Source organism: Caulobacter ginsengisoli (assembly GCF_030814835.1).
In the GTDB taxonomy this organism is placed as follows: Bacteria; Pseudomonadota; Alphaproteobacteria; order Caulobacterales; family Caulobacteraceae; genus Caulobacter; species Caulobacter ginsengisoli.
In genome coordinates, this window is sequence record NZ_JAUSVS010000005.1 from 261,634 (window position 1) to 282,058 (window position 20,425).

The 20,425-nt window shown below is 69.8% G+C and carries 22 protein-coding genes and 1 other RNA gene; 10 read left to right on the top strand and 13 right to left on the bottom strand.

The genetic code is table 11. The annotated features are described in order from the left end of the window. Positions 1-119: 119 nt before the first annotated feature. Entirely contained in the window at positions 120-386 is a 267-nt protein-coding gene (locus QO010_RS14530; RefSeq protein ID WP_307350262.1) for a hypothetical protein, read from the top strand. Here QO010_RS14530 and QO010_RS14535 read toward each other — a convergent pair. The 8 genes from QO010_RS14535 to QO010_RS14570 all read right to left on the bottom strand — a co-directional run bounded on the left by QO010_RS14535 (position 383) and on the right by QO010_RS14570 (position 5,424). Beyond that, on the bottom strand, positions 383-976 hold the full coding sequence (locus tag QO010_RS14535; protein WP_307350264.1) for a histidine phosphatase family protein: 594 nt from the start codon (positions 974-976) through the stop codon (positions 383-385). The two genes, QO010_RS14530 and QO010_RS14535, sit on opposite strands and share 4 nt — an antisense overlap. Then, positions 973-1,641 carry a hypothetical protein gene (locus tag QO010_RS14540; protein WP_307350265.1) on the bottom strand — a complete coding sequence of 223 codons (669 nt, stop codon included), beginning with the start codon at positions 1,639-1,641 and terminating at the stop codon, positions 973-975. Before QO010_RS14540 ends, QO010_RS14535 begins: the two co-directional genes overlap by 4 nt. After that, positions 1,638-2,483, bottom strand: coding sequence for a TIGR00282 family metallophosphoesterase (locus tag QO010_RS14545; RefSeq protein WP_307350267.1), 846 nt, complete (start codon positions 2,481-2,483; stop codon positions 1,638-1,640). The genes QO010_RS14540 and QO010_RS14545 overlap by 4 nt, the downstream gene beginning before the upstream one ends. 6 nt (positions 2,484-2,489) lie before the next feature. Then, entirely contained in the window at positions 2,490-3,044 is a 555-nt protein-coding gene (locus QO010_RS14550) for a 5-formyltetrahydrofolate cyclo-ligase (RefSeq protein ID WP_307350268.1), read from the bottom strand. 23 nt (positions 3,045-3,067) lie between these two features. Further along, positions 3,068-3,232: non-coding RNA, 6S RNA (gene ssrS / locus QO010_RS14555), on the bottom strand. 49 nt (positions 3,233-3,281) lie between these two features. Continuing rightward, positions 3,282-4,472, bottom strand: coding sequence for a cytochrome P450 (locus QO010_RS14560; protein WP_307350270.1), 1,191 nt, complete (start codon positions 4,470-4,472; stop codon positions 3,282-3,284). After that, complete coding sequence (locus tag QO010_RS14565) at positions 4,469-5,017, bottom strand: energy transducer TonB (protein WP_307350272.1); 549 nt, start codon at positions 5,015-5,017, stop codon at positions 4,469-4,471. Before QO010_RS14565 ends, QO010_RS14560 begins: the two co-directional genes overlap by 4 nt. Continuing rightward, positions 5,017-5,424 (bottom strand): RidA family protein, encoded by a 408-nt coding sequence (locus QO010_RS14570; protein ID WP_307350274.1) that lies wholly within the window; start codon positions 5,422-5,424, stop codon positions 5,017-5,019. Before QO010_RS14570 ends, QO010_RS14565 begins: the two co-directional genes overlap by 1 nt. Before the next feature lie 89 nt (positions 5,425-5,513). Between QO010_RS14570 and QO010_RS14575 the strand changes: the two genes are divergently transcribed. From QO010_RS14575 to QO010_RS14590, 4 genes are all read left to right on the top strand, one after another. Further along, entirely contained in the window at positions 5,514-7,241 is a 1,728-nt protein-coding gene (locus tag QO010_RS14575) for a carboxylesterase/lipase family protein (protein ID WP_307350276.1), read from the top strand. 10 nt (positions 7,242-7,251) lie between these two features. Beyond that, entirely contained in the window at positions 7,252-7,851 is a 600-nt protein-coding gene (locus QO010_RS14580) for a hypothetical protein (RefSeq protein ID WP_307350278.1), read from the top strand. Positions 7,852-7,900: 49 nt separating this feature from the next. Next, positions 7,901-9,058, top strand: a complete 1,158-nt coding sequence (locus tag QO010_RS14585) for a pyridoxal phosphate-dependent aminotransferase (RefSeq protein ID WP_307350279.1) — start codon at positions 7,901-7,903, stop codon at positions 9,056-9,058. Positions 9,059-9,297: 239 nt separating this feature from the next. After that, the gene (locus QO010_RS14590; RefSeq protein ID WP_307350281.1) at positions 9,298-10,992 is read left to right on the top strand and encodes a class I adenylate-forming enzyme family protein; all 1,695 of its coding nucleotides are present in this window, start codon (positions 9,298-9,300) and stop codon (positions 10,990-10,992) included. 170 nt (positions 10,993-11,162) lie between these two features. Here QO010_RS14590 and QO010_RS14595 read toward each other — a convergent pair whose 3' ends face one another. From QO010_RS14595 to QO010_RS14610, 4 genes are read right to left on the bottom strand one after another with little or no spacing between them, the layout of a single operon-like run. Continuing rightward, a complete protein-coding gene (locus QO010_RS14595) occupies positions 11,163-11,489 on the bottom strand; it encodes a cell division protein ZapA (RefSeq protein WP_307350282.1) in 327 nt (108 codons plus the stop codon). Continuing rightward, positions 11,489-11,770, bottom strand: coding sequence for a DUF4164 family protein (locus tag QO010_RS14600; RefSeq protein ID WP_307350283.1), 282 nt, complete (start codon positions 11,768-11,770; stop codon positions 11,489-11,491). The genes QO010_RS14595 and QO010_RS14600 overlap by 1 nt, the downstream gene beginning before the upstream one ends. A 52-nt stretch (positions 11,771-11,822) precedes the next feature. After that, positions 11,823-12,371, bottom strand: a complete 549-nt coding sequence (locus QO010_RS14605; protein WP_307350285.1) for a TetR/AcrR family transcriptional regulator C-terminal domain-containing protein — start codon at positions 12,369-12,371, stop codon at positions 11,823-11,825. Beyond that, the gene (locus tag QO010_RS14610) at positions 12,372-13,409 is read right to left on the bottom strand and encodes a hypothetical protein (protein WP_307350286.1); all 1,038 of its coding nucleotides are present in this window, start codon (positions 13,407-13,409) and stop codon (positions 12,372-12,374) included. A gap of 176 nt (positions 13,410-13,585) precedes the next feature. On the opposite strand from QO010_RS14610, the gene tkt reads away from it, so the two are divergent. Both tkt and QO010_RS14620 read left to right on the top strand, forming a co-directional pair. Beyond that, positions 13,586-15,553, top strand: coding sequence for a transketolase (gene tkt, locus QO010_RS14615; protein WP_307350288.1), 1,968 nt, complete (start codon positions 13,586-13,588; stop codon positions 15,551-15,553). Then, complete coding sequence (locus tag QO010_RS14620; RefSeq protein ID WP_307350290.1) at positions 15,550-16,296, top strand: hypothetical protein; 747 nt, start codon at positions 15,550-15,552, stop codon at positions 16,294-16,296. Before tkt ends, QO010_RS14620 begins: the two co-directional genes overlap by 4 nt. Before the next feature lie 222 nt (positions 16,297-16,518). On the opposite strand, the gene QO010_RS14625 is transcribed toward QO010_RS14620, so the two are convergent. After that, on the bottom strand, positions 16,519-17,004 hold the full coding sequence (locus tag QO010_RS14625; protein ID WP_307350292.1) for an ester cyclase: 486 nt from the start codon (positions 17,002-17,004) through the stop codon (positions 16,519-16,521). 190 nt (positions 17,005-17,194) lie between these two features. Here QO010_RS14625 and QO010_RS14630 point away from each other — a divergent pair, with 190 nt between their 5' ends. The 3 genes from QO010_RS14630 to gap all read left to right on the top strand — a co-directional run bounded on the left by QO010_RS14630 (position 17,195) and on the right by gap (position 20,388). Further along, positions 17,195-18,547 carry a S41 family peptidase gene (locus QO010_RS14630; protein ID WP_307350294.1) on the top strand — a complete coding sequence of 451 codons (1,353 nt, stop codon included), beginning with the start codon at positions 17,195-17,197 and terminating at the stop codon, positions 18,545-18,547. 10 nt (positions 18,548-18,557) lie between these two features. Then, positions 18,558-18,947, top strand: coding sequence for a VOC family protein (locus tag QO010_RS14635; protein WP_307350297.1), 390 nt, complete (start codon positions 18,558-18,560; stop codon positions 18,945-18,947). Positions 18,948-19,380: 433 nt separating this feature from the next. Next, a complete protein-coding gene (gene gap, locus QO010_RS14640) occupies positions 19,381-20,388 on the top strand; it encodes a type I glyceraldehyde-3-phosphate dehydrogenase (protein WP_307350299.1) in 1,008 nt (335 codons plus the stop codon). Positions 20,389-20,425 lie beyond the last annotated feature (37 nt).

Here is a 20,425-nt window from a genome sequence, read left to right on the forward strand (position 1 = left end):
TGAATGACGAGGCGGCGCTTCTAGCCTCGCGGGCGGCGAAAGGCCAGAGTGGCGCAACCGCGCGCCGCCAATACCGTTTTAGGGCGCGCCGTTATCAGGCCGCTGCCGGAGAGACTGAGATGCCGACCAAGACCGCCGCCAAACCTGCCGCCGCCCGCAAGCCCAAGGCCGCCGAGGACGCGTCGCCGGCCACGGTGGTCAAGCCCGCCGTCATCGAGCCGGACGTCCTGCCCGAGCCCATCGTCACCTGGCAGCCCACCCACAGCGTCGAAGGCGCCCCGCCCATGCGGACCACGACGGCGGTCGGCTATTTCATCCTGGGCGCGGTGGCCATCGCGGCCGTGGCCATCACCGCTGTCGCGATTGATCGGGCGACGCGGGACTAGTCCGGATCGAACTGGATGATCTGTCCGCCCGCGTGCAGGCGGAAGACGCAGTCCTGCGGCGGCGACTGCGCGCGCCAGATGTCCTGCAGGCTGGTCCCGCCGTGCAGGCTGCGCAGGACGGCCCCGGCGACGCCATGCGACACCGCGATGGTCGGGGCGCCGGCCTTCACCGTCTCGTCCAGCCAATCGCCCAGCCGCGCCGCGAAGCCGTCGAACCGCTCGCCGTCCGGCCCGTGGAAGAACCAGTCCAGGCGGGACAGCCCATCCCGCGCGCCGGGCGAATGGCCCTCGATATCCTCGTCGGTCAGGCCGTCCCATTGGCCCAGGCTGATCTCGGCCAGGCGCGGGTCGGTCTCGATGGGACCGGGCCGGCCCAGGCTCAGCGCGATCAGTTCGGCGGTGTGCCGCGCCCGGCCAAGCGGACTGGAGACGATGCGGATGCTCTCGCGATCCTCGACCAGCTTGCTTAGCAAGAGGCCCATCCGCCGGCCCTGCTCGCGGCCCAGTTCCGTCAGCGCCGAGTCGGCGGCGCCCTGGTAGCGGCCTTCGCGGTTGAACTCGGTCTGGCCGTGTCGGACCAGCCAGATCATGGAGCTGCGTCCCTGTCCCAGTGCAAAACGACGACCTGGTCCGAGATGGACCGGCTGGCGGCGGCGGCGTTGCGGATGGCGGCCTTGCCATCCGGCTCACAGCCGATCTTTTCACTGCTCTCGGGCTTTGGGGTCAGGCCCGGGAAGGGTTGATCGGTCGGCGTCGGGTAGCTGTGAACCAGCACGCCTTCCTCATTCCATCTGACGTCGGGTTTGCGCGGGTTGGCGCTCGGTGGACCGCACATCGCCGGCCAGATCTCGGCTTCGGTGATGCGGCCCTGGCTGTCGCGGGTCAGTGGCCTGACGGCCAGATACAGGACCAGGGGACGGGGTTCGCCGCCCAGCTTCCATTGCAGCAACAGCGGCTTGCCGGGGACCAGCAGATAGGTCGCCTCGCCCATGATGATCTCCGCGGCCGGGGTCTTTTCGGTATCGACCACGAACTTCAGGTCGGAGCGACCGACGATGATCCCGGCCGGACAACCCTCAACCTTAGCCGCGACGTCGTCGGCGGTGCAGCGGGGACCCGTCCAGTAGCCGGGCTTGAGCCGGGGCGCGCCGACAGCGTCGGCGCGGGTGAACACCGCCTTCTCCGGGATGACCAGGTTGCACCCGCTCGTCAGCAGGATACCGGCCAGCACCCCCAGAACCCCCGCCAGTCTCACTCGGCCGCCACCTTCGCCTTCGCCAGGTCCGGCATCGTCTCGCTCAGCCGCCCGCCGACCCGGATCGGCTCGACCCGCAGGGCCAGGCCCGTGCGGTCATTGGTCTCGACGAAGACGCCGCACACGGTCGCGGGGCCCTCGGCCGGCTTGTAGCGGCTCTGGCTGATGCGGGTGGTGAAGCGGCGCAGGGGCTCTTCCTTCTGGTTGCCGATGACGCTGTCATAGTCGGCGCAGGCCCCGGCGTCGGTCTGGTAGGCGGTGCCGCCCGGCAGGATCTGGCAGTCGGCCGTCGGCACATGGGTGTGGGTGCCGACCACCAGGCTGGCGCGGCCGTCGCAGAAATGGCCCATGGCCATCTTCTCGCTGGTGGCCTCGGCGTGCATGTCGACGACGATGGCGTCGGCCACCTGGCCCAGCGGCGAGGCTTCCAGCACCCGGTCGACCGCCGCGAAGGGGTCGTCCAGGGCGTCCATGTGGACCCGGCCCAGCAGGTTGATCACCAGGATCTGGCGGCCGGTGCGGGTCTCGAACAGGTTGGCCCCGCGCCCGGGGCAGTCGGCCAGGACCGGATAGTTCAGCGGCCGGATCAGCCGCGGCTCGCGGACGATGTAGGTCAGGGCCTCCTTCTGGTCCCAGCTGTGGTTGCCCAGAGTCAGGCAGTCGGCGCCAGCCTCATAGAGCTCGCGGGCGGTGTTCTCGGTGATGCCGAAGCCGGCGGCGGCGTTCTCGGCGTTGACGATGACGAAATCCAGATCGAGCCGGCGGCGAAGGCCCGGCAGGTGATCGGCGAGGCCGTCCCGGCCGGCCCGGCCGACCACGTCCCCGAAGAAAGCGAAACGCATGGGTAATTAGTCCTTTCGGACCCGGATATACTCTTTTTCGGTCAGAATGGCGTCCAAAGCCTGATCGTGCGGTTCGTCGGGCAACCCGGCGACTTCCTGCCCCGCATAGGCCAGGCCGACGGCGGTAATCGCCCCGGTTTTGCGCAGCGCCTCCAGGGTCCGGTCGAAATGCCCCTGGCCGTAGCCTAGGCGGTGGCCACGCCGGTCGAACGCCAGCAGCGGGACCAGGATCAGGTCGGGGATGACCACCTCGCCGCCGGTCGGTTCGTGGACGCCGAACCCTCCCGCCGCCAGCGCCTCGCCAGGGCTCCAGGCGTGGAACGTCAGGGACGAAGGCTGGTCGCGCGGCGGCGTCACCGGCAGGGCCAGCCGCGCGCCGGCGGCGGCCAGTTTCAGCATCAGGGGCAGGGGATCGATCTCGTCCCGGAACGGCCGGTAGCCGGCGACGATACGGGGGGAGAGGGGCAGGGCGAGGCGTGTCCCCGCGTCCGGCGCGGCGGCGGCCAGCGTGGCGCGCAGGGCGCGCATTCGGGCTCGCAGGTCGCTCTTGGGGTCGGACATCTCCCAATTATGGGAGAAAGGGTGGCGGCGCCACTATGAGCCGTGAAAGCGGATTCAATCCCCTCGGACCTGTTTTGAACAGGTGGGCGCCGTGTGTCCAAGCCCACGAGCCTGGACGGGAACAGCTCCCTTAGAGGTGAATTAAGGTCCCCGGGATGTGAAGCTTTCGACGAACGGAGCAGCAAGACCCGCCACTGAGCAAGATAGGGGCTGAAGGGGGCGAATGAAAGGCGCGTATCACCACACCAGGTTCAAGGCTTCGAGACCGTGAAAATGATAGCGGTCGGCGAAGCGTGGCGAGGCGGCCAGCCGCAGCCCCGGCAGCCGCTCGAACAGCGCCGGCAGGGCGCATTGCAGCTCCAGCCGGGCCAGGGGCGCGCCGACGCAGAAGTGAATGCCGGCGCCCAACGAGACATGGCCGCCGTCCGGCCGCCCGGGCCATAGCCGCTCTGGCGCTTCGAACCGCGCCGGATCGCGGTTGGCGGCGCCGAGCAGCAGGCCGACCACATCGCCGGTTCTGAACGCGATGCCGCCGACCTCGACGTCCTCCAGGGCATAGCGGGTGAAGAGGTGCAGCGGGGCGTCGAAGCGCAGGATTTCCTCGGTCGTGGCGGACTCGCCCGCCAGGGCCGGGTCCAGGCCGGTCTCCAGCAGGGCCTTCACTCCGTTGCCGATGGCGTGGACGGTGGCCTCGTGGCCGGCGTTGAGCAGCAGGATGCAGGTGGAAATGAGCTCGTCGGTGGAAAGCCGCTCGCCAGCCTCCTCGGCGGCGATCAGGTGGCTGATCAGGTCGTCGCCGGGGGCCGCGCGGCGCTGGTCGATATAGCCGCGCAGGAAGTCGCTGAAGGCGACGGTGGCGGCCACGCAGTCGTCCTCGACGGCCCGGTCGGCGTTGAACTGGTAGATGGCGACCATGCGGTGCGACCAGTCGAGCAGCTGGTCGGCCATGTCCGCCGGGACGCCCAGCAGCTCGGCGATGACGACGACCGGGATCGGGGTGGCGAAGGCGGGGATGAGGTCGACCTCGCCGTCGGCCTGGAAGCGGTCGATCAGCTCGTGGGCCAGGGCGGTGATCCGGGGCCTGAGGCGCTCGACGGCCCGCGAGACAAAGGCGCGGTTGACCAGGGTGCGCAGCCGGGTGTGGGCCGGCGGCTCGCGCTCCAGCAGCGAATGGCGCGAGAAGTCGGCGAAGGGTTTGAGGTGCTCTGGCGTCGGCGCGGGGTTCGGCCCCTCGCGGCCGAACCGGCGGTCGCGCAGCAGGGCGTTCACATCGTCGAAGCGGTGGAAACACCAGTGGCCATAGTCCTCCCAGAACACCGCCGGGCCGAGCGGCCGCATGCGCTCATAGGCCGGGTAGGGGTCCTGGACGAAGGCCGGGTCGGTGGGGGATTGCGTGAAACGGCGAGGGTCGTTGGGCGGAAGCGTCATGCGGCAGGTTCCGCCTCGGCCCAGGATGGCGGCTTTCTGCTGTCCGCGAAGATGAAGAGCCCGCGCGCCTGCCGCAGCGCTGGCCCGTCGCTCTGCGCTGGCAGCCGCGTCCAGCGCAGGGCAGGCTTCATGGCCCGGTCGAAGACGCCCGGGGGCGATTGGTCCTCAATCAGGTAGTCTCGAACGCGGCCCTCGCGATCGAACCGCAGCCGGAATTGGACCCACCCGTCCTGACCCCGGGCGAGGGCCAGCAGCGGACGGAGCAGCCGAGGCGGGCGCTGGTAGTTGATCTGGGATTCGGCGGCCGCCGGCGGTGGACGGGCCGGAACCGGCGGCCACAGGCGTTTCAGGAAAAGAGGCAGGAAGAGTCTGAGGACCAGATACCCGGCGACTCTCACAAGGACCGCCACCGGCATGCCCAGCATGACGCCCACGAACTGATGCCGGTCCAGCAGGCTGGCGAACAGCAGGCTGAGCCAGACGCCGAACATCAGCGTCGCCCAGTCTATCCACAACAGTCCGGGACGGCGCCATTTCGGCTCCATCAAACCCGAACCTCGGGCGCCAATGCCACCGCATCGATCTCGATCTTCCAGGCCGGGTCGACCAGCCGCGAGACATAGACCGCCGTCGAGGCCGGGCGGTGTTCGCCCAGGTGCTTCATGCGAGCGGCGCGGACTGAGCCGTCGGGGTCGTCCTCGGCGGCCATGAAGGTGGTCAGCTTGACGATGTCGGTCGGCGGCACGCCCTGGGCGGCCAGCACGGCGACGATGTTGGCGTAGACCTGGTCGGCCTGCTCGGCCATCGAGGTCCCGGCCAGCGAGCCGTCGGGCCGCACCGGAACCTGGCCGGAGACATAGATCAGGCCGCGGCGGGGCGGCGTCTCGACGCTGTGGCTATAGAGGCCGAGCGGCGGCGCGACCGTGGCAGGGTTGGCGAGCTTGAGGGTCATGGGCGCAGTTAAACCCCATCCAGCGGGGCGGGAGAAGGCTTGCCCAGACCGCGCGGCGGGCGCATCCCTGGCAAAAATCGGGGGAAACCATGAAGCGCCTTGTCGTCGCCATCGCCTTGCTGGCGCTCGCCGCCTGTTCCCCCAAGCCTAAGACGGTGGAGGGCCCTCCGGCCGCCGATCCGGCCACCGCCCGCACGATCAGCGGCGGCCAGCTGGTCGGCTTCACCGACAAAGCCAGCGGGGCCCAGGTCTGGCGCGGCGTCCCCTTCGCCGCCCCGCCGGTCGGGCCGCTGCGCTGGCGGGCGCCGCGGCCGGCGGCGGGCTGGAGCGGCCAGCGGGCCTCGACCGCCCAGGCGCCCTGGTGCCCGCAGCAGCTCAGCGCCCTGGACGGCGCCCCCAGGGCCGACTGGGGCAGGGTGGTGGGGCAGGAGGACTGCCTCTATCTCAACATCTACGCCCCGCCGCTGAGCGCGGTGGCGGCCCCGGCGGCGAAGCTGCCGGTGATGGTCTGGATCCATGGCGGCTCCAACACCTGGGGCCGGGCCCAGCAGTATGACGGCGCCGCCCTGGCGGCGCGGTTCAAGGTCGTGGTGGTGGTCATCCAGTACCGCATCGGCGCCCTGGGCTGGATGTCCAGCGCCGCCCTGCGCGAGGGCGGCTCGCTGCCCGAAGACGCCTCGGCCAATTTCGGCACGCTGGACCAGATCCGGGCCCTGGAGTGGGTCAGGCAGGACATCGGCGCCTTCGGCGGCGACGCTTCGCGGGTGACCATCTTCGGCGAGAGCGCCGGCGGCCAGAACGTCGCCGCCCTGCTGGCCAGTCCGCGCGCCAAGGGCCTGTTCCAGCGGGCCATCATCCAGTCCGGCGGCTTCGACTCGACGCCGGTGGCGGAGGCCGAACACACCGACCCCTTCGCCTCCGACAAGGTCGCCCCGTTGATCGTCGGGGCCGGCAAGAGCGTCACCGGCGAGACCCTGCGCGCCGCCCCGCTCAGCGCCGTCTTCGCCGCCTACAGGAGCGACAACTATTCGCCGGTGCGGATGATCAATGACGGGGTGGTGCTGCCGGCCGAGGGCATCCGGGCGGTCATCGACAGGCCCGCGACCTTCAACGCCGTGCCGGTGATCACCGGGACCAACCACGACGAGATGAAGCTGTTCAACGCCCTCAACCCTCGCCAGGTCAATTTCCTGTTCGGCAAGCTGCCGCTGATCCGCGACCAGGGGCTCTACGAGGCGGCCTCGGCCTATCCGACCCGCATGTGGCGGGTGAACGCCGTCGACCGCTCGGCTGACGCCATGACCGCCGGCGGCCACCCCGCCGTCTGGACCTACCGCTTCGACTGGGACGAGGAGGGCAAGGTCCTGGGCGTCGATCTGGGCCGCCTGCTGGGGGCCGGCCACAGCCTGGAGATCCCCTTCGTCTTCGGCCATTGGAGCCTGCTGGGCAGCTTCGACCGGTTCGCCTTCACCAAGGGCAATGCGCCGACCCGCATCGCCCTGTCGGACGCGATGATGAGCTACTGGGTGCAGTTCGCGACGACCGGCGACCCCGGCCGCGGCGTGGATGGCAAGCTGCCCCTGTGGTCGCCCTGGACCGGCGACGCCGCCGCGCCCCGCACCCTGCTGTTCGACACCCCCAAGGGCGGCGGCGTGCGGATGGCGCCGGAGGCCGACAGTGGCGAGAAGATCGTCGATGATCTCTGGAAGGATCCGGCGCTCAAGACCCTGGCCCAGCGCTGCGAAATGATGGCCCGGGTGGTGCGCAACAATCCCGAACTGCGGGGGCTGAACGGCAGCCGTTGCAAGGCGGATTGAGGAGGTCGCCATGCGTCTGTTGTTGTCGGTTCTTGTGCTTTGCCTGGCAGCCTGCGGACCCACGCCGAAGAAGCCGCCGGCCGCACCGGCCGCGCCGGTCTCGCTGTGGGCTACGGTCTGTCATGACAAGGCGGGTCATTTCGCCGCCTGTTCGGCCGACCCGAACGAGTGGCACGAGTGCGTGGCGGCCGACGAATTCGGCCGCTGTCCGGGCGACTCGACCTGTTTCGGCGCGGACAACCGCCAGCTTCCCTGCGAATCGCCATTGGCCTGGGCAACGGTCAGGACGAACGGCAGCTGGCAGCCGGACCCCGCGGTCATTACCCAGCTTGAAAGCCGCGTCGCCCTGCCCAGGCATGACCACGATCTCACCGAATACCGTCGCCGGTATGCGGGGGTCTATGTCGAGGGGCGCAAGATGGTGGCAGGCGTCTACCTCTACCCGCCGCTCGATGCTGAAACCTCCGCCCCCGTGAAACCCGATGCCAGGATCGTCGCCACGCCGGGCGACCTTCCGCCCATGCTGAGCGGCGGTTGCAACGTCGTTGAGGTCTATTTCGATGTGGCGACCGGGACGCCGGCCAGCGTTTTCTGCGACGGCCCGCCCTGACGCCAAAGCCTCGTCGCCACCTCCGGGATTTCCAGGTATTCACCCCGCCATGCGCGCCCAGATCGACCCGTTCCAGGCCATCGGCATCAGCCGCCTGGCCCATAAGCTGAAAGGCGAAGGCCGCTCCATCATCCATATGGAGTTCGGCCAGCCCTCGACCGGCGCGCCCAGGGCGGCCATCGCCACGGCGCACAGGGTGCTGGACAGCGACGGCCTGGGCTATTGGGAGAGCCCGGCTCTGCGGGCCCGCATCGCCCGCCACTATGCCGACCACTACGGGGTCGCCGTCGAGCCCGAACAGATCATCATCACCTGCGGCGCCTCGCCGGCCCTGGTCCTGGCCCTGACCAGCGCCTTCGGGGCGGGGGACCGGGTGGCGCTGGCCCGGCCGGGCTATGTCGCCTACCGCAATACGCTCAAAGCCCTGCACCTGGTCCCGGTGGAGATCCCCTGCGGCGAGGAGAGCCGCTACCAGATCACCGCCGCCCATATCGCCGCCCTCGATCCCGCCCCGGCCGGCGTGATCATCGCCAGCCCGGCCAATCCGACCGGCACCATCATCCCGCCCGAGGATATGGCCGCCATCGCCGCCGTCTGTGCCGAGCGGGACATCCGCATCGTCTCCGACGAGATCTACCACGGCCTCTCTTACGTCGGCCGGGCCCGCTCGATCCTGGAGTTCAATCCGGACGCCCTGGTGATCAACAGCTTCTCGAAATATTTCAGCATGGTCGGCTGGCGGCTGGGCTGGCTGCTCTGTCCGCCGGACCTCACCGACCGCTGCCGCGCCTTCGTCGGCAACCTCTTCCTCACCGCCCCCTCGCTCAGCCAGCATGCGGGCCTGACCGCCATGGACTGCCGCGACGAGCTGGAGGGCCATGTCGAGGTCTATCGCGCCAACCGGGCCCTGCTGCTCGAGGCCTTGCCGAAGCTGGGCCTGCGCAAGATCGCCCCGCCGGACGGGGCCTTCTACATCTATGCCGATGTCGGCCATCTGACGGGCGACAGCCTGGCCTTCTGCGAGGAACTGCTGCGCGACACCGGGGTGGCGACGGCGCCGGGGGTGGATTTCGATCCGGTCGAGGGCAGGCACTTCGTCCGCTTCAGCTTCGCCGTGTCGACAGCGGAGGTCGAAGAGGCCCTGCGGCGGATCACGCCCTGGTTCTCGGCCAGGACAGCGGTGGGCGCGTCAGCGCCTGTAAAATAGTCCACGAACCACACGAACCACACGAACCACACGAACAGGTCGCCGCTCCGTCTTCAGAGGGCAGGGATAGCCAATGAGCGCGCCGTTCGGCGCAAGAGCGTTCGTGTGGTTCGTGTGGTTCGTGGACAAACCTTCCTTCCGCGCCAGCGTCCGACCTGCCGCGGGGTGATTGCCTTCCACGGGCGGAAGCCTATCAATCGCCCCAACAAAACAACTGTTCGAGTTGGGGAAGCGCTTAGATGCACTACAGCGAGCTGAAGACCGCCTGGGCCGAGCTGACCGCGCCGGGGGCGCCCTTCGAGATCGTCACCGTCGAGGTGCGCGGCGTCCCGCTACGGGCCTACAAGAACGCCCCGCCCAACGTGCGGGCCCTGTGGCTGTCGACGGCCCAGTTCGCCGAGCGCGACTACCTGGTCTACCGCGACCAGCACATCACCTACGCCGCCGCCCATCGCATGACCGCCTCCATCGCCAACTGGCTGATGGACCAGGGGGTCAAGCCCGGCGACCGCATCGCCATCGCCATGCGCAACTATCCCGAATGGATGCTGATCTACTGGGCCGCGGTGTCGATCGGCGTGGCGGTGGTGGGCATGAACGCCTGGTGGACCGCCGAGGAGATGGAATACGCCCTCAAGGACTCCGCGCCCAAGGTGCTGTTCGCCGATCCCGAGCGGCTGGCCCGGGTGCTGGAGCGGCCCGGCATGGCCGAGGGGATCAAGCTGGTGGCGGTGCGCACCGACCCGCCGCACGAGCTGATCGACTGGGCGCAGGTGATCGCCCGGGGCGGCGATATGCCCGCCGTCGAGGTGGATCCCGACGCCGACGCCTGCATCTTCTACACCTCGGGCACCACGGGCTTTCCCAAGGGCGCCCAGCTGACCCATCGCGGCTGCATCGCCAACCTGATGAACATGATGTTCTCCGGCCAGGTCCAGACCCTGGCGACCTCGCGGGCGACCGGGGTAGTGGTCGATCCGGCCGCCGCCCCCGTGCCGGTAGCGCTGCTGACCACGCCGCTGTTCCATGTCACCGCCAACAATTGCGGGGCCTATCTGGTCACCGCCGCCGGTGGGACCCTGGTGATGATGTATCGCTGGGACGCCGGCGAGGCGCTGAGCCTGATCGAGACCCACCGGGTGACCGCCATGAGCGGCGTGCCGGTGATGGCGCGGGAGGTGCTGAGCCATCCCGAGTTCGAGACCACCGACACCTCCAGCCTGATGAGCCTGGGCGGCGGCGGGGCGCAGCTGCCCCCCGACCTGGTGGCCAAGATCGACAGCAAGGTCGCCACCGCCCGGCCCAACACCGGCTACGGCATGACCGAGACCTGCGGCATCATCACCTCGGTCAGCGGCGACTTCTTCGTCGACAAGCCCGACAGCGCCGGCCCGGCCATGCCGGCCTTCGAGGTCAAGGTGGTCGACGATGAGGGCCATGCCCTGCCCAGCGGCCAGATCGGCGAGCTGTGGGTGCGCGGGACGCCGGTGATCAAGGGCTATATCAACCGCCCCGACGCCACCGCCGAGAGCATCACCGACGGCTGGCTGCACACGGGCGACGTCGCCCGCATCGACGAGGACGGCTTCATCTATCTGGTCGACCGCAAGAAGGACATGGTCCTGCGCGGCGGCGAGAACGTCTATTGCGCCGAGGTCGAGGCGGCCATCTACCACCATGACGCCGTGGCCGAATGCTGCGTGTTCGGGGTGCCCGACGAGCGGCTGGGCGAGGAGGTCGGGGTCGCCGTCGTCCTGCGCCCCGGCGCGACCCTCTCGGCCCAGGCCCTGCGCGACCACGTCGCCGTCCGCATCGCCAGGCACAAGGCGCCACGCTACGTGTGGTTCATGACCGAGCCGCTGCCGCGGAATGCGAGCGGCAAGTTCCTGCGGCGGGAACTACGGGAGAATCTGCCGGTGGAAGAGGCCGCGTAAAGGAGGGGCTCCCCCTCCGTGGGCCATCGCGGCTTCGCCGCGTGTCCCTCGCTCCCCCTCGCAGGCGAGGGGGAGAGCCGCGTCTACAGCCCTTCAGTAAATCGCGGCTCCTCTCCTCTCTGAGGAGAGGTCGACTCTGAGCGCGACAGCGCGAAGAGCGGGTGAGGAGACTACCCCCCCGCCAGCTTCTCGATCCGCTTGGCGGCGTTCTCCAGCGCCGCGGCCGCCTTGACCTCGACCCGGGCCTGCTCGGTCTGGGCCTTGGCCAGTTCGCTCTGCATGGCGTTCTGGCGCAGGCGCAGGTCGGCCAGTTCGTCGGCCAGCAGCAGCGCGCCCATCAGGAAGAGACGGGTGTCGCCCAGCTGGCCGACGTCCTGGCTCACCTGGCGGACCTGCTGGTCGAACAGCTTGGCCAGCTCGGCCAGGTGGCGTTCCTGGCCGTCCTCGCAGCCGACCACGTAGGGGCGGCCGTTGATCTGCACCGTCAGCTGCGCCATCAGGCGGCCCCCCGCTCTTCGCCCAGGGCCGCGCGGATTTCAGCGATAGCCCGGCCCAGCGCCTCCGACGCCTGGGCCCCGGCCTCTTCCAGCGCCTTCTCCCGGCTGCGGGCGGCGTCCAGCTCGGCGGCCAGGCGCGAGCGGTCGGCGTCGAACAGGCCGCCGGCCTCGGCGCCCGCCTCGGCGACCCGCTCGGTCATCCGCGTTTCCAGCATGGCCAAGGCCCGGTCCAGCCGGCGAACGGCCAGGTCCAGGGCGCTGGGCTCAGACTCTCCTGTCATGGGGCGCTCCGCGGATCATCGCTCCTGTATAGACCGGCAGCGGAAGGCGGGTCTATCCGGCCTTCGCCTCGAGTCGCAGACCAACGCCGTTCAACATGGCCTCCAGCCCGAATTCGAAGCCGCGGTCGCTGTCCGGTTCCAGGCCGGCGGCCTGTTCATGCAAGGTCCAGCCCAGGACGTAACGGCCCAGGGTCATCATCGCGTCGCGCCCCTCCTGGGCGGTGAACCCCGCCGCCTCCAGCCGCCCGACCATGGCCGGATAGCTGAGCACCGGGCTCTTGCCCGTTGGTCGGGCGGCCGAGAGGACCCGCGCCCCGTCCCGCCGCGACAGGGCCACGCGCCGCATCGCCCGGGCGCCCTCGGCCAGCCAATGGCGCCAGTCGCCCGGAAACACCGCCGGATCGGCCGAGGGCATCTGTCCGGCCAGCATGGCCTCGGCCATGTGGTCGTGCAGCTGGGCCATGGTCTTGAAGTGCCAGTAGAGCGAAGGGCCCTGGACGCCCAGCCTGGCCGCCAGCCGCCGGGTGCTCAGGCCCTCCAGCCCCACCTCGTCCAGCAAGGCGAGCGCCGCCTCGACGATAGCCCCCCGCTCCAGCGCCATTCAGCTTCCTTGCTGCGCCCGTCCGCCGGGCGCCGCCACGATCATCTGAATCAGCACCTCTGTCACCTTGGGTTCCAGCCCTTCAGTGTGACCCTTGTCCAGCCGCACCACGTCGGCCACCACCCGCCCGTCCCGGCAGTTCGGATAGACGAAGACCCTGGCGGTCCCCGGCCGGGCGGTCAGGCCCCAGACCGGGTTGGCGTTGGCCTGGCGGGTGGTGTCATAGACCCAGCCGGGCTGGTCATCGACGATGTCCTCGCGGCGCGCCTTGGGCCCGCAGCCGAAGCGGTCGGCCCAGGGCGAGGCGTCGGGCAGGCTGACGATCTCGCGCTCGCCGCTCTCGAAGATGTAGGAGAAGTCGCAGGTCGGGGTCTTGGCCGCGCCGGGACGAGGCGCGTCGGCGGGCGGGGGCGGGGCGTCGGCCGGGCGGGGCGGGCCGAAACCGGGCGGCACCTGGGCCGGGCCGATGCGGCCGCCCGACAGGCTGAGCCAGCCGTCGACCTTGGTCCGGAAATAGTCGGAACAGACGATGCGGTTGGAGGTCATGCCGCCCTGCGAATGGCCGGCCAGCCAGAAGGCCTTGATGTTGGCCTTGCCGAAGGTGTCGAACACCAGGGTCGAGATGTCCTGCAGATAGGCGTCGTCCTCCGCCGCCTGCCAGATGCGGATGGCGGGCATGCCGGGGAACAGCGAGGCCGTGCTCGCCGCGGTCGGGGTGGCGATGACCAGCCGGTACTTCTCCTTGTAGTCGAAGGCCGGGAAGTAGTGGCGCTGCCAGTTGCCGATCGAGCCGGCCCCATGGATGTTGAGGATGAAGATGACCTTCTCGCCCGGCTTCAGGTCGCAGGGATAGTCGAGGAAGAATTTGCGTCCGCTCTTGGGCTCGACGGCGTTGCCCGGCTCCAGGATCAGGGCGCTGGCGCAGTCGGCGCCGTGGCAATGCAGCGGCGGCGGGCTCTCGCAGGTCACCCCGGCCCGCACGTCCGGAGCCGCCATCGCCGGGGCCGCGAAGCCCAACGCAAGTCCGATCAAAGCCATGAGGCCAAGCCTGGATTTCATCATCGCCGTGTCCTTCCCTAGCACTGCTAGGGAGACCTTAAAGCGGCCTCGCCGCCGCCGGCAAGCGATATGTCGCGACCCGGCGGACTTGCGCCGCCGTCTCCCGCGTGCGAACCGGCCCCAGCCGCGCAGCAGAATCTCCAAGGTCACCGCCCATGCCTGCCAATCCCGTCGTCATGGCCGACGCCATCCGGGTCCTCTCGATGGAGGCGGTGCACAAGGCCCGCTCCGGCCACCAGGGCATGCCGATGGGCATGGCCGATGTCGCCACGGTGCTCTGGACCAGGTTTCTGAAATACGACGCCAGCAAGCCCGACTGGGCCGACCGCGACCGCTTCGTGCTGTCGGCGGGCCATGGCTCGATGCTGCTCTACAGCCTGCTGCACCTGACCGGCTTCAAGGCCGTCACCCGCCAGCAGCTGGAAGACTTCCGCCAGTGGGGCTCCAACACCCCCGGCCACCCGGAATACGGCCACACCCCGGGCGTCGAATGCACCACCGGCCCGCTGGGCCAGGGCCTGGCCACCGCCGTCGGCATGGCCATGGCCGAGCGCTCGCTGGCCGCCCGCTACGGTTCGGACCTGGTCGACCACCGCACCTGGGTCATCGCCGGCGACGGCTGCCTGATGGAGGGGGTCAGCCATGAGGCCATCTCCATCGCCGGCCGGCTGAAGCTGAACCGCCTGACGGTCCTCTTCGACGACAACAACGTCACCATCGACGGGGTCGCCACCATCGCCGAGACCGGCGACCAGCTGGCTCGCTTCAAGGCCGCCGGCTGGGCAGTCAAGGCCGTCGACGGCCACAACCACGGCCAGATCGCCGCCGCCATGCGCTGGGCGGTGAAGCAGGACCGGCCGACCCTGATCGCCTGCAAGACCAGGATATCCAAGGGCGCCGGCCCCAAGGAGGCCGACCCCCACAGCCACGGCTACACCCTGTTCGACGAGGAAATCGCGGTGGCCCGCCAGGCCATGGGCTGGACCGCCGAGCCCTTCACCGTGCCGGAAGACATCGAAAAGGCCTGGCGCGCCGCCGGCCGCAAGGGCGCCCGCCACCGCAAGGCCTGGGAAGCCCGCGTCAAGGCCGACCCCAAGGGCGCCGACCTGACCCGCGCCATGAAGGGCGACCTGCCGAAGAACGCCTTCGACGCCCTCGACGCCTATGTCGCCAAGATCGCCGAGAACCCCACCGCCAACGCCACCCGCACCCAGTCGGGCGCGGCCCTGGCCGAACTGACCCCGGCCATCCCCGAGATGATCGGCGGCTCGGCCGACCTGACCGGCTCGAACAACACCTTCGTCAAGGGCATGCTGCCGTTCGACCTGCCCGACTATGCCGGCCGCTATGTCCACTATGGCGTGCGCGAGTTCGGCATGGCGGCGGCGATGAACGGCATGGCGCTGCATGGCGGGGTCATCCCGTATTCCGGCACCTTCCTGGTCTTCTCCGACTACAGCCGCCCGGCCATCCGGCTCGGCGCCTTGATGGGCATCCGGGTCATCCATGTGATGACCCACGACTCCATCGGCCTGGGCGAAGACGGCCCCACCCACCAGCCGGTCGAGCACGTGGCCTCGCTGCGGGCCATGCCCGGCCTGCTGGTCTTCCGCCCGGCCGACGCCATCGAGGCGGCCGAATGCTGGAAGGCCGCGCTGCAGGAGCGGGCCATGCCCTCGGTCATGTGCCTGTCGCGCCAGAAGACCGGCGTGGCGCGCCACAGCGGCGGCGATCTCAGCGCCAAGGGGGCTTACGAGGTTTCCCCGGCCAAGGGCGAGGCCCAGGTCACCCTGTTCGCCTCCGGCTCGGAAGTCGCCATCGCCCTGTCGGCCCAGCTGCTGCTGCAGGCCGACGGGATCGATACCCGCGTGGTCTCCACGCCCTGTTGGGAGCTGTTCGACCGCCAGACCCCCGCCGCCCAGGCCGCCGTCATCGGCAAGGCCTCGGTGCGGGTCGCCGTCGAAGCTGGGGTGCGGATGGGCTGGGAGAAGTTTATCGGCCAGGACGGCGTTTTCGTCGGCATGTCGAGCTTCGGCGCCAGCGCGCCGTATGAGCGGCTCTACAAGGAGTTCGGCATCACCCCGGAAGCCGTGGCCGCCGCCGCCAGGAAGGCGCTCAAGTGAGACGTCTGGGCCTGGCGCTCGCCGCCCTGGCCTTGATCGCCGCCGCGCCGGCGACAGTGCGGCTCAGCGCCACCGCGCTGATGGCCAAGGACTTCTGGGCGACGCCGCGCATCCTGGCGCCCAGCACGCCCCAGACGGCGAAGATCAACGCCGCCCTGGATCGCGCCGACGGCCGGGCCCGCAAGCTGCTGACTGAGTGCAAGTCCGGCGGCGAGAATTTCCTCGAGCGCGGGGTCAGCGTCGACGCCTACGGCCCACGCTTCCTCAGCCTGTTCATCGCCAACAGCATCTATTGCGGCGGCGCCCATCCCGAGACCTGGCAGATCGCCCTGACCTACGACCTGACCACGGGCCGGCCCATCGACTGGGCGCAGTACCTGCCCGCTGACCTGGTCAGCGTCACCGCCCTGGAGGACCAGGGCGACGGCAGCAAGATCGGGGTCCTGAAATCGCCCGCCCTGCTGGCCTGGTATCGCGCCGCCGTGGCCCGCGAGGGGCTGCAGGACAACGCCTGGTGGGCCGAGTGCAAGGACGTCTATGACACCGAGGACCTGGCCCTGGTCCTGTGGATCGACGCCAAGCAGGGCGGGGTGATGGCCCAGGCCTCCTCGCTGCCGCACGCCGTCCAGGCCTGCGTCAGCCCGCAGATGCTCTCCATCGCCGAACTGCGCAAACGCGGCGCCAAGCCGGCGCTAGCGGACGCCATCGCGGCCATGCAGCGCGCGAGGGGCTGGCGGCACTAGAAACTCCTCACCCGTAGGGGGAGGACGATCGCGCCAGAGCGCGATCAGGAGGGGGTCTTCGGGCAGGGGCGGTGGTCGTGGCGGCTGGCCCTCGGACGCCTTGCAAACCGCCCCAGCAGTGCCGGAGAATCCCAGCCCCTGCCCGAACACCCCCACCTGGCCGGCCACGGGCGCGCAGCAAGCGCGCCTCGGGCGGGCCGTCCGCCCCCTACGTGGGCGGAGTTAGGCGCCGAGCTGTTTGCGGAAGGCGGCGAAGTCGATCACCTCCCAGTCCTCGGCGATGCGGCCGCCCGCGATGCGGTGGAAGTGCATGCCGAAGGACGTGACCAGCTTGCCGGTCGGCGGCTCGCCGAAGTAGGAGCCGATATGGCGCCCGGTCGCCGTCCAGCGCACGGCCACCCGGTCGCCGCTTTCGACCAGGTCGTGGATGTCGAGGTGGTAGTCGGCGGTGTTGCTCAGAATCCAGCGGGCGCCCTCCTTGAAATCCGCCAGGCTCAGCGTTCGGCCGTTGGGGTGGTGGCGATAGTCGGGGGTCACCAGGGCGTCCATCTCGTCGAAGGCCTGGCGATTGACCGCGTCCCAGAACCGGCGGACCAGCACTTCGCCAGGACCTTGAGCGGGTTCTGCCAAGGCCGCGCCGGCCACTGCCAGGGAGAGTGGGGCCAGCGGAATGGGCAGCAGCATCAGGCGGCGGCTTGGACGGTTCATGACGGGCTCCCCAGCAGTGTGGGGCAATATGGATCGCGACCTGGGTCCGGCAAGGCGCGGCGCCTTACCGCGAATTCACTCGTCCCGCGCCGCGCCAGGCTTCAACCTCGCAACAACTTTGCCAGATGCGGAAATGTGGCGGTCACACGCCCTCGCCATCCTGGCTGCTTCATCGCAGGGGAGGCGATCCATGACCCGAAACACCCTTCTGGCCGGCGCGGCGCTGCTGTTGGCCCTGACCGGCGCCGCGGTGGCCCAGACCGCCCCGCCCCAAGGGCCGATGGCCGCCGCGCCCGCCGCGCCGGTCCAGCCTCGCCTGGTGGTCGACGGCGTCGCCCAGGCGATCTCCGACAGCTATTTCGACGCCGCCAAGGGCGCCCAGATCGCCGCCAGCCTCGGGGCCGCCGCCGCCAAGGGCGAGTTCGACCGCTTCACCGACCCCCGCGACTTGGCCACGGCTTTGGGGAACTGGCTGCGGCCGCTGGACGCCCATTTCAACGTGGTGTGGAATCCCGCCGCCGGCCCGCCGCCCCAAGGCGGGCCTCAGCGGCGCGCCCCCGATCCCGCCCAGATCGCTCAGCGCGAGGCGGCCGATCGGCGGGCCAATTTCGGCTTCCGGCGGGTCGAGATCCTGTCGGGCAACATCGGCTACATCGACCTGCGCCAGTTCGCCGATTTTGATCCCGAGTCCGCCACCGCCCCCGCCCGCGACGCCGCCGACGCGGCCCTGGCCCTGATCGCCAGGACCGACGCGGTGATCATCGACCTGCGCGACAATGGCGGCGGCTCGCCGGCCATGGTCGGCTATCTGGCCAGCGCCTTCACCCCGGCCGGGGCCAACATCTACAACACCTTCCACTCCCGCGAAGGCGACAGCAGCGAGGCGCCCATCAAGCCCTACGCCAAGCCCCGGCTGGATGTGCCCGTCTACATCCTGACCACCGCCCGCACCGGCTCGGCCGCCGAGGCCCTGGCCTACACCCTGCAGCAGGCCGGTCGGGCGACCATCGTCGGCGAGGCCAGCGGCGGGGCGGCCAACCCGGGCGGCATGGCGCCGGCCGGCAACGGCTTTGCCATCTTCGTCTCGCGCGGCTCACCCGAGAACCCGATCAGCCACAAGAACTGGGAAGGAACTGGCGTCCAGCCCGACCAGCCCGCCCCCGCCGCCCAGGCCCTGATCGTCGCCCGCCGCCTGGCGCTCACGGCCGTGGTCGCCAAGGCCCCGGCCGGTCCGGCCAGGACCGACAGCCAATGGGCGCTGGAGGCGCTCGACGCCGAGGGCAGGCCGCCAGTGGCGCCCGCCGCCGACCTCGCCGGGACCTATTCCGGGGTCAATGTCACCGTGAACGGCGAGGGCCTGCTGCAGCTGCAGCGAGGCCGGCGTCCGCCCCAGGTGCTGCTGGCCCTCGGCGGCGACCTCTTCAACGTGCGCGGCGAGCCCGACCGGCGGCTGCGTTTTGCCCGGGACGACAAGGGCCGGCCGGTGGCGCTAGAATACCTGACCGAAGACGGCAGCCCGGGCCCGAGGCTGCGGCGCGACTGAGGAGGATGCGATGGCCGAGGCGGCAGTGGGGGCGATGTCCCCGTTCTTCATCGTCGCCAACGTCACGCGGACCATCGCCTACTACCGCGATGCGCTGGGCTTCGAAGCGACGTGGCAGACCTCGGAGGAGGATCCCTTCGGCGCGGTGTTGAACCGGGGCGGGGCCCAGCTGATGGTCAAGTCGCATGACGGCCTGGCGCCGATCCCCAACCCGTCCCGCCATCCCTGGATGAGCTGGGACGCCTACGTCTACACCCCCGATCCCGACGCCCTGGCCGCCGAGGTGGCGGATCGCGGCGCGACCTTCGCGGCGGCCCTGACCGATCGCGAAGACGGCCTGCGCGGCTTCGAGATCGCCGACCCGGACGGCTACGTCCTGTTCTTCGGCCGGCCCTGTTAGGGCCAATCGACATTCGCGGAGACGGGATTTCCGGCGCTGCGGGCGGCATGGATGTGGGTTTTGGGGTCGCTTCGCGACAGGAAGATAAGGGTAGGGAAGAAGCGCAAGCGACGGCGCTGTCCCGAGACCCGTCGGCGCTGATCCGCTGATCTCTATCGAGGCGCATCGCGCCTCAACAAGGTCCAGCCAGAGGACGGCCCGCCGCGCCTTGTCCGTTGATCGCCGCCGCTTCCTCTTCTTCTCTACCCTTATCTTCCTGTCGCGAAGCGACCCCAAAAATACCCACGCCTTCCCAAGTCTGGGAGGAACGTCGATTGGGCCCAGGGCGGTCCCCGACACATTCCGATGCGCTTCGTGACCGGGCGCGGGGTTGACTTCGCGGGCTCCAGCCGCAAAACCGCGCCCCACATCACGAAATCGGGAGCGCTGCCACATGACCCTTCGCGTCGCCATCAACGGATTTGGCCGGATCGGCCGCCTGGTCCTGCGCTCGATCGTCGAACATGGCCGCACGGACATCGAGGTCGTCTCGATCAATGACCTTGGCCCGGTCGAGACCAACGCCCACCTGCTGCGCTACGACAGCGTGCATGGCCGCTTCCCCGGAACCATCACCTCGGGCGAGGACTGGATCGATGTCGGCCACGGCAAGATCAAGGTCACGGCCATCCGCGACCCTAAGGAGCTTCCCCACAAGGAACTCAACGTCGACATCGCCTTCGAATGCACGGGCCTGTTCACCGCCAAGGATAAGGCCAGCGCCCACCTGGAGGCCGGCGCCAAGCGGGTCCTGGTCAGCGCCCCCTGCGACAACGCCGACGCCACCATCGTCTACAAGGTCAACCACCAGGTCCTGACCAAGGACGACATCGTGGTCTCCAACGGCAGCTGCACCACCAATGCGCTCGCCCCGGTGGCCAAGGTGCTGAACGACCTGTTCGGCATCGAGCGCGGCTACATGACCACCATCCACGCCTATACCGGCGACCAGCCGACGCTGGACACCATGCATAAGGATCTCTACCGCGCCCGCGCCGCGGCCCTCAGCATGATCCCGACCTCGACCGGCGCCGCCAAGGCGCTGGGCCTGGTGCTGCCGGAACTGAAGGGCAAGCTGGACGGCTCCTCGATCCGCGTCCCGACCCCCAACGTCTCGGTCGTCGACCTGAAGGTCGTGGCCGCCCGCGACGTCACCGTCGCCGAGATCAACGACGCCCTGAAGGCCGCCGCCGCCGGTCCGATGAGCGGCGTGCTGGCCGTCACCGCCGACCCGGTGGTCTCCATCGACCTCAATCACATCGCCGCCTCCTCGACCGCCGCCCTGCCGCAGACGCAAGTCGTGGATGGCAAGTTGGCCCGCGTGCTGAGCTGGTACGACAACGAATGGGGCTTCGCCACGCGGATGAGCGACACCGCGCTGGTGATGGCGAAGTTCCTGTAAGAGCGCCGCGACCAGAATTGCGATAGCGTCCGACTGC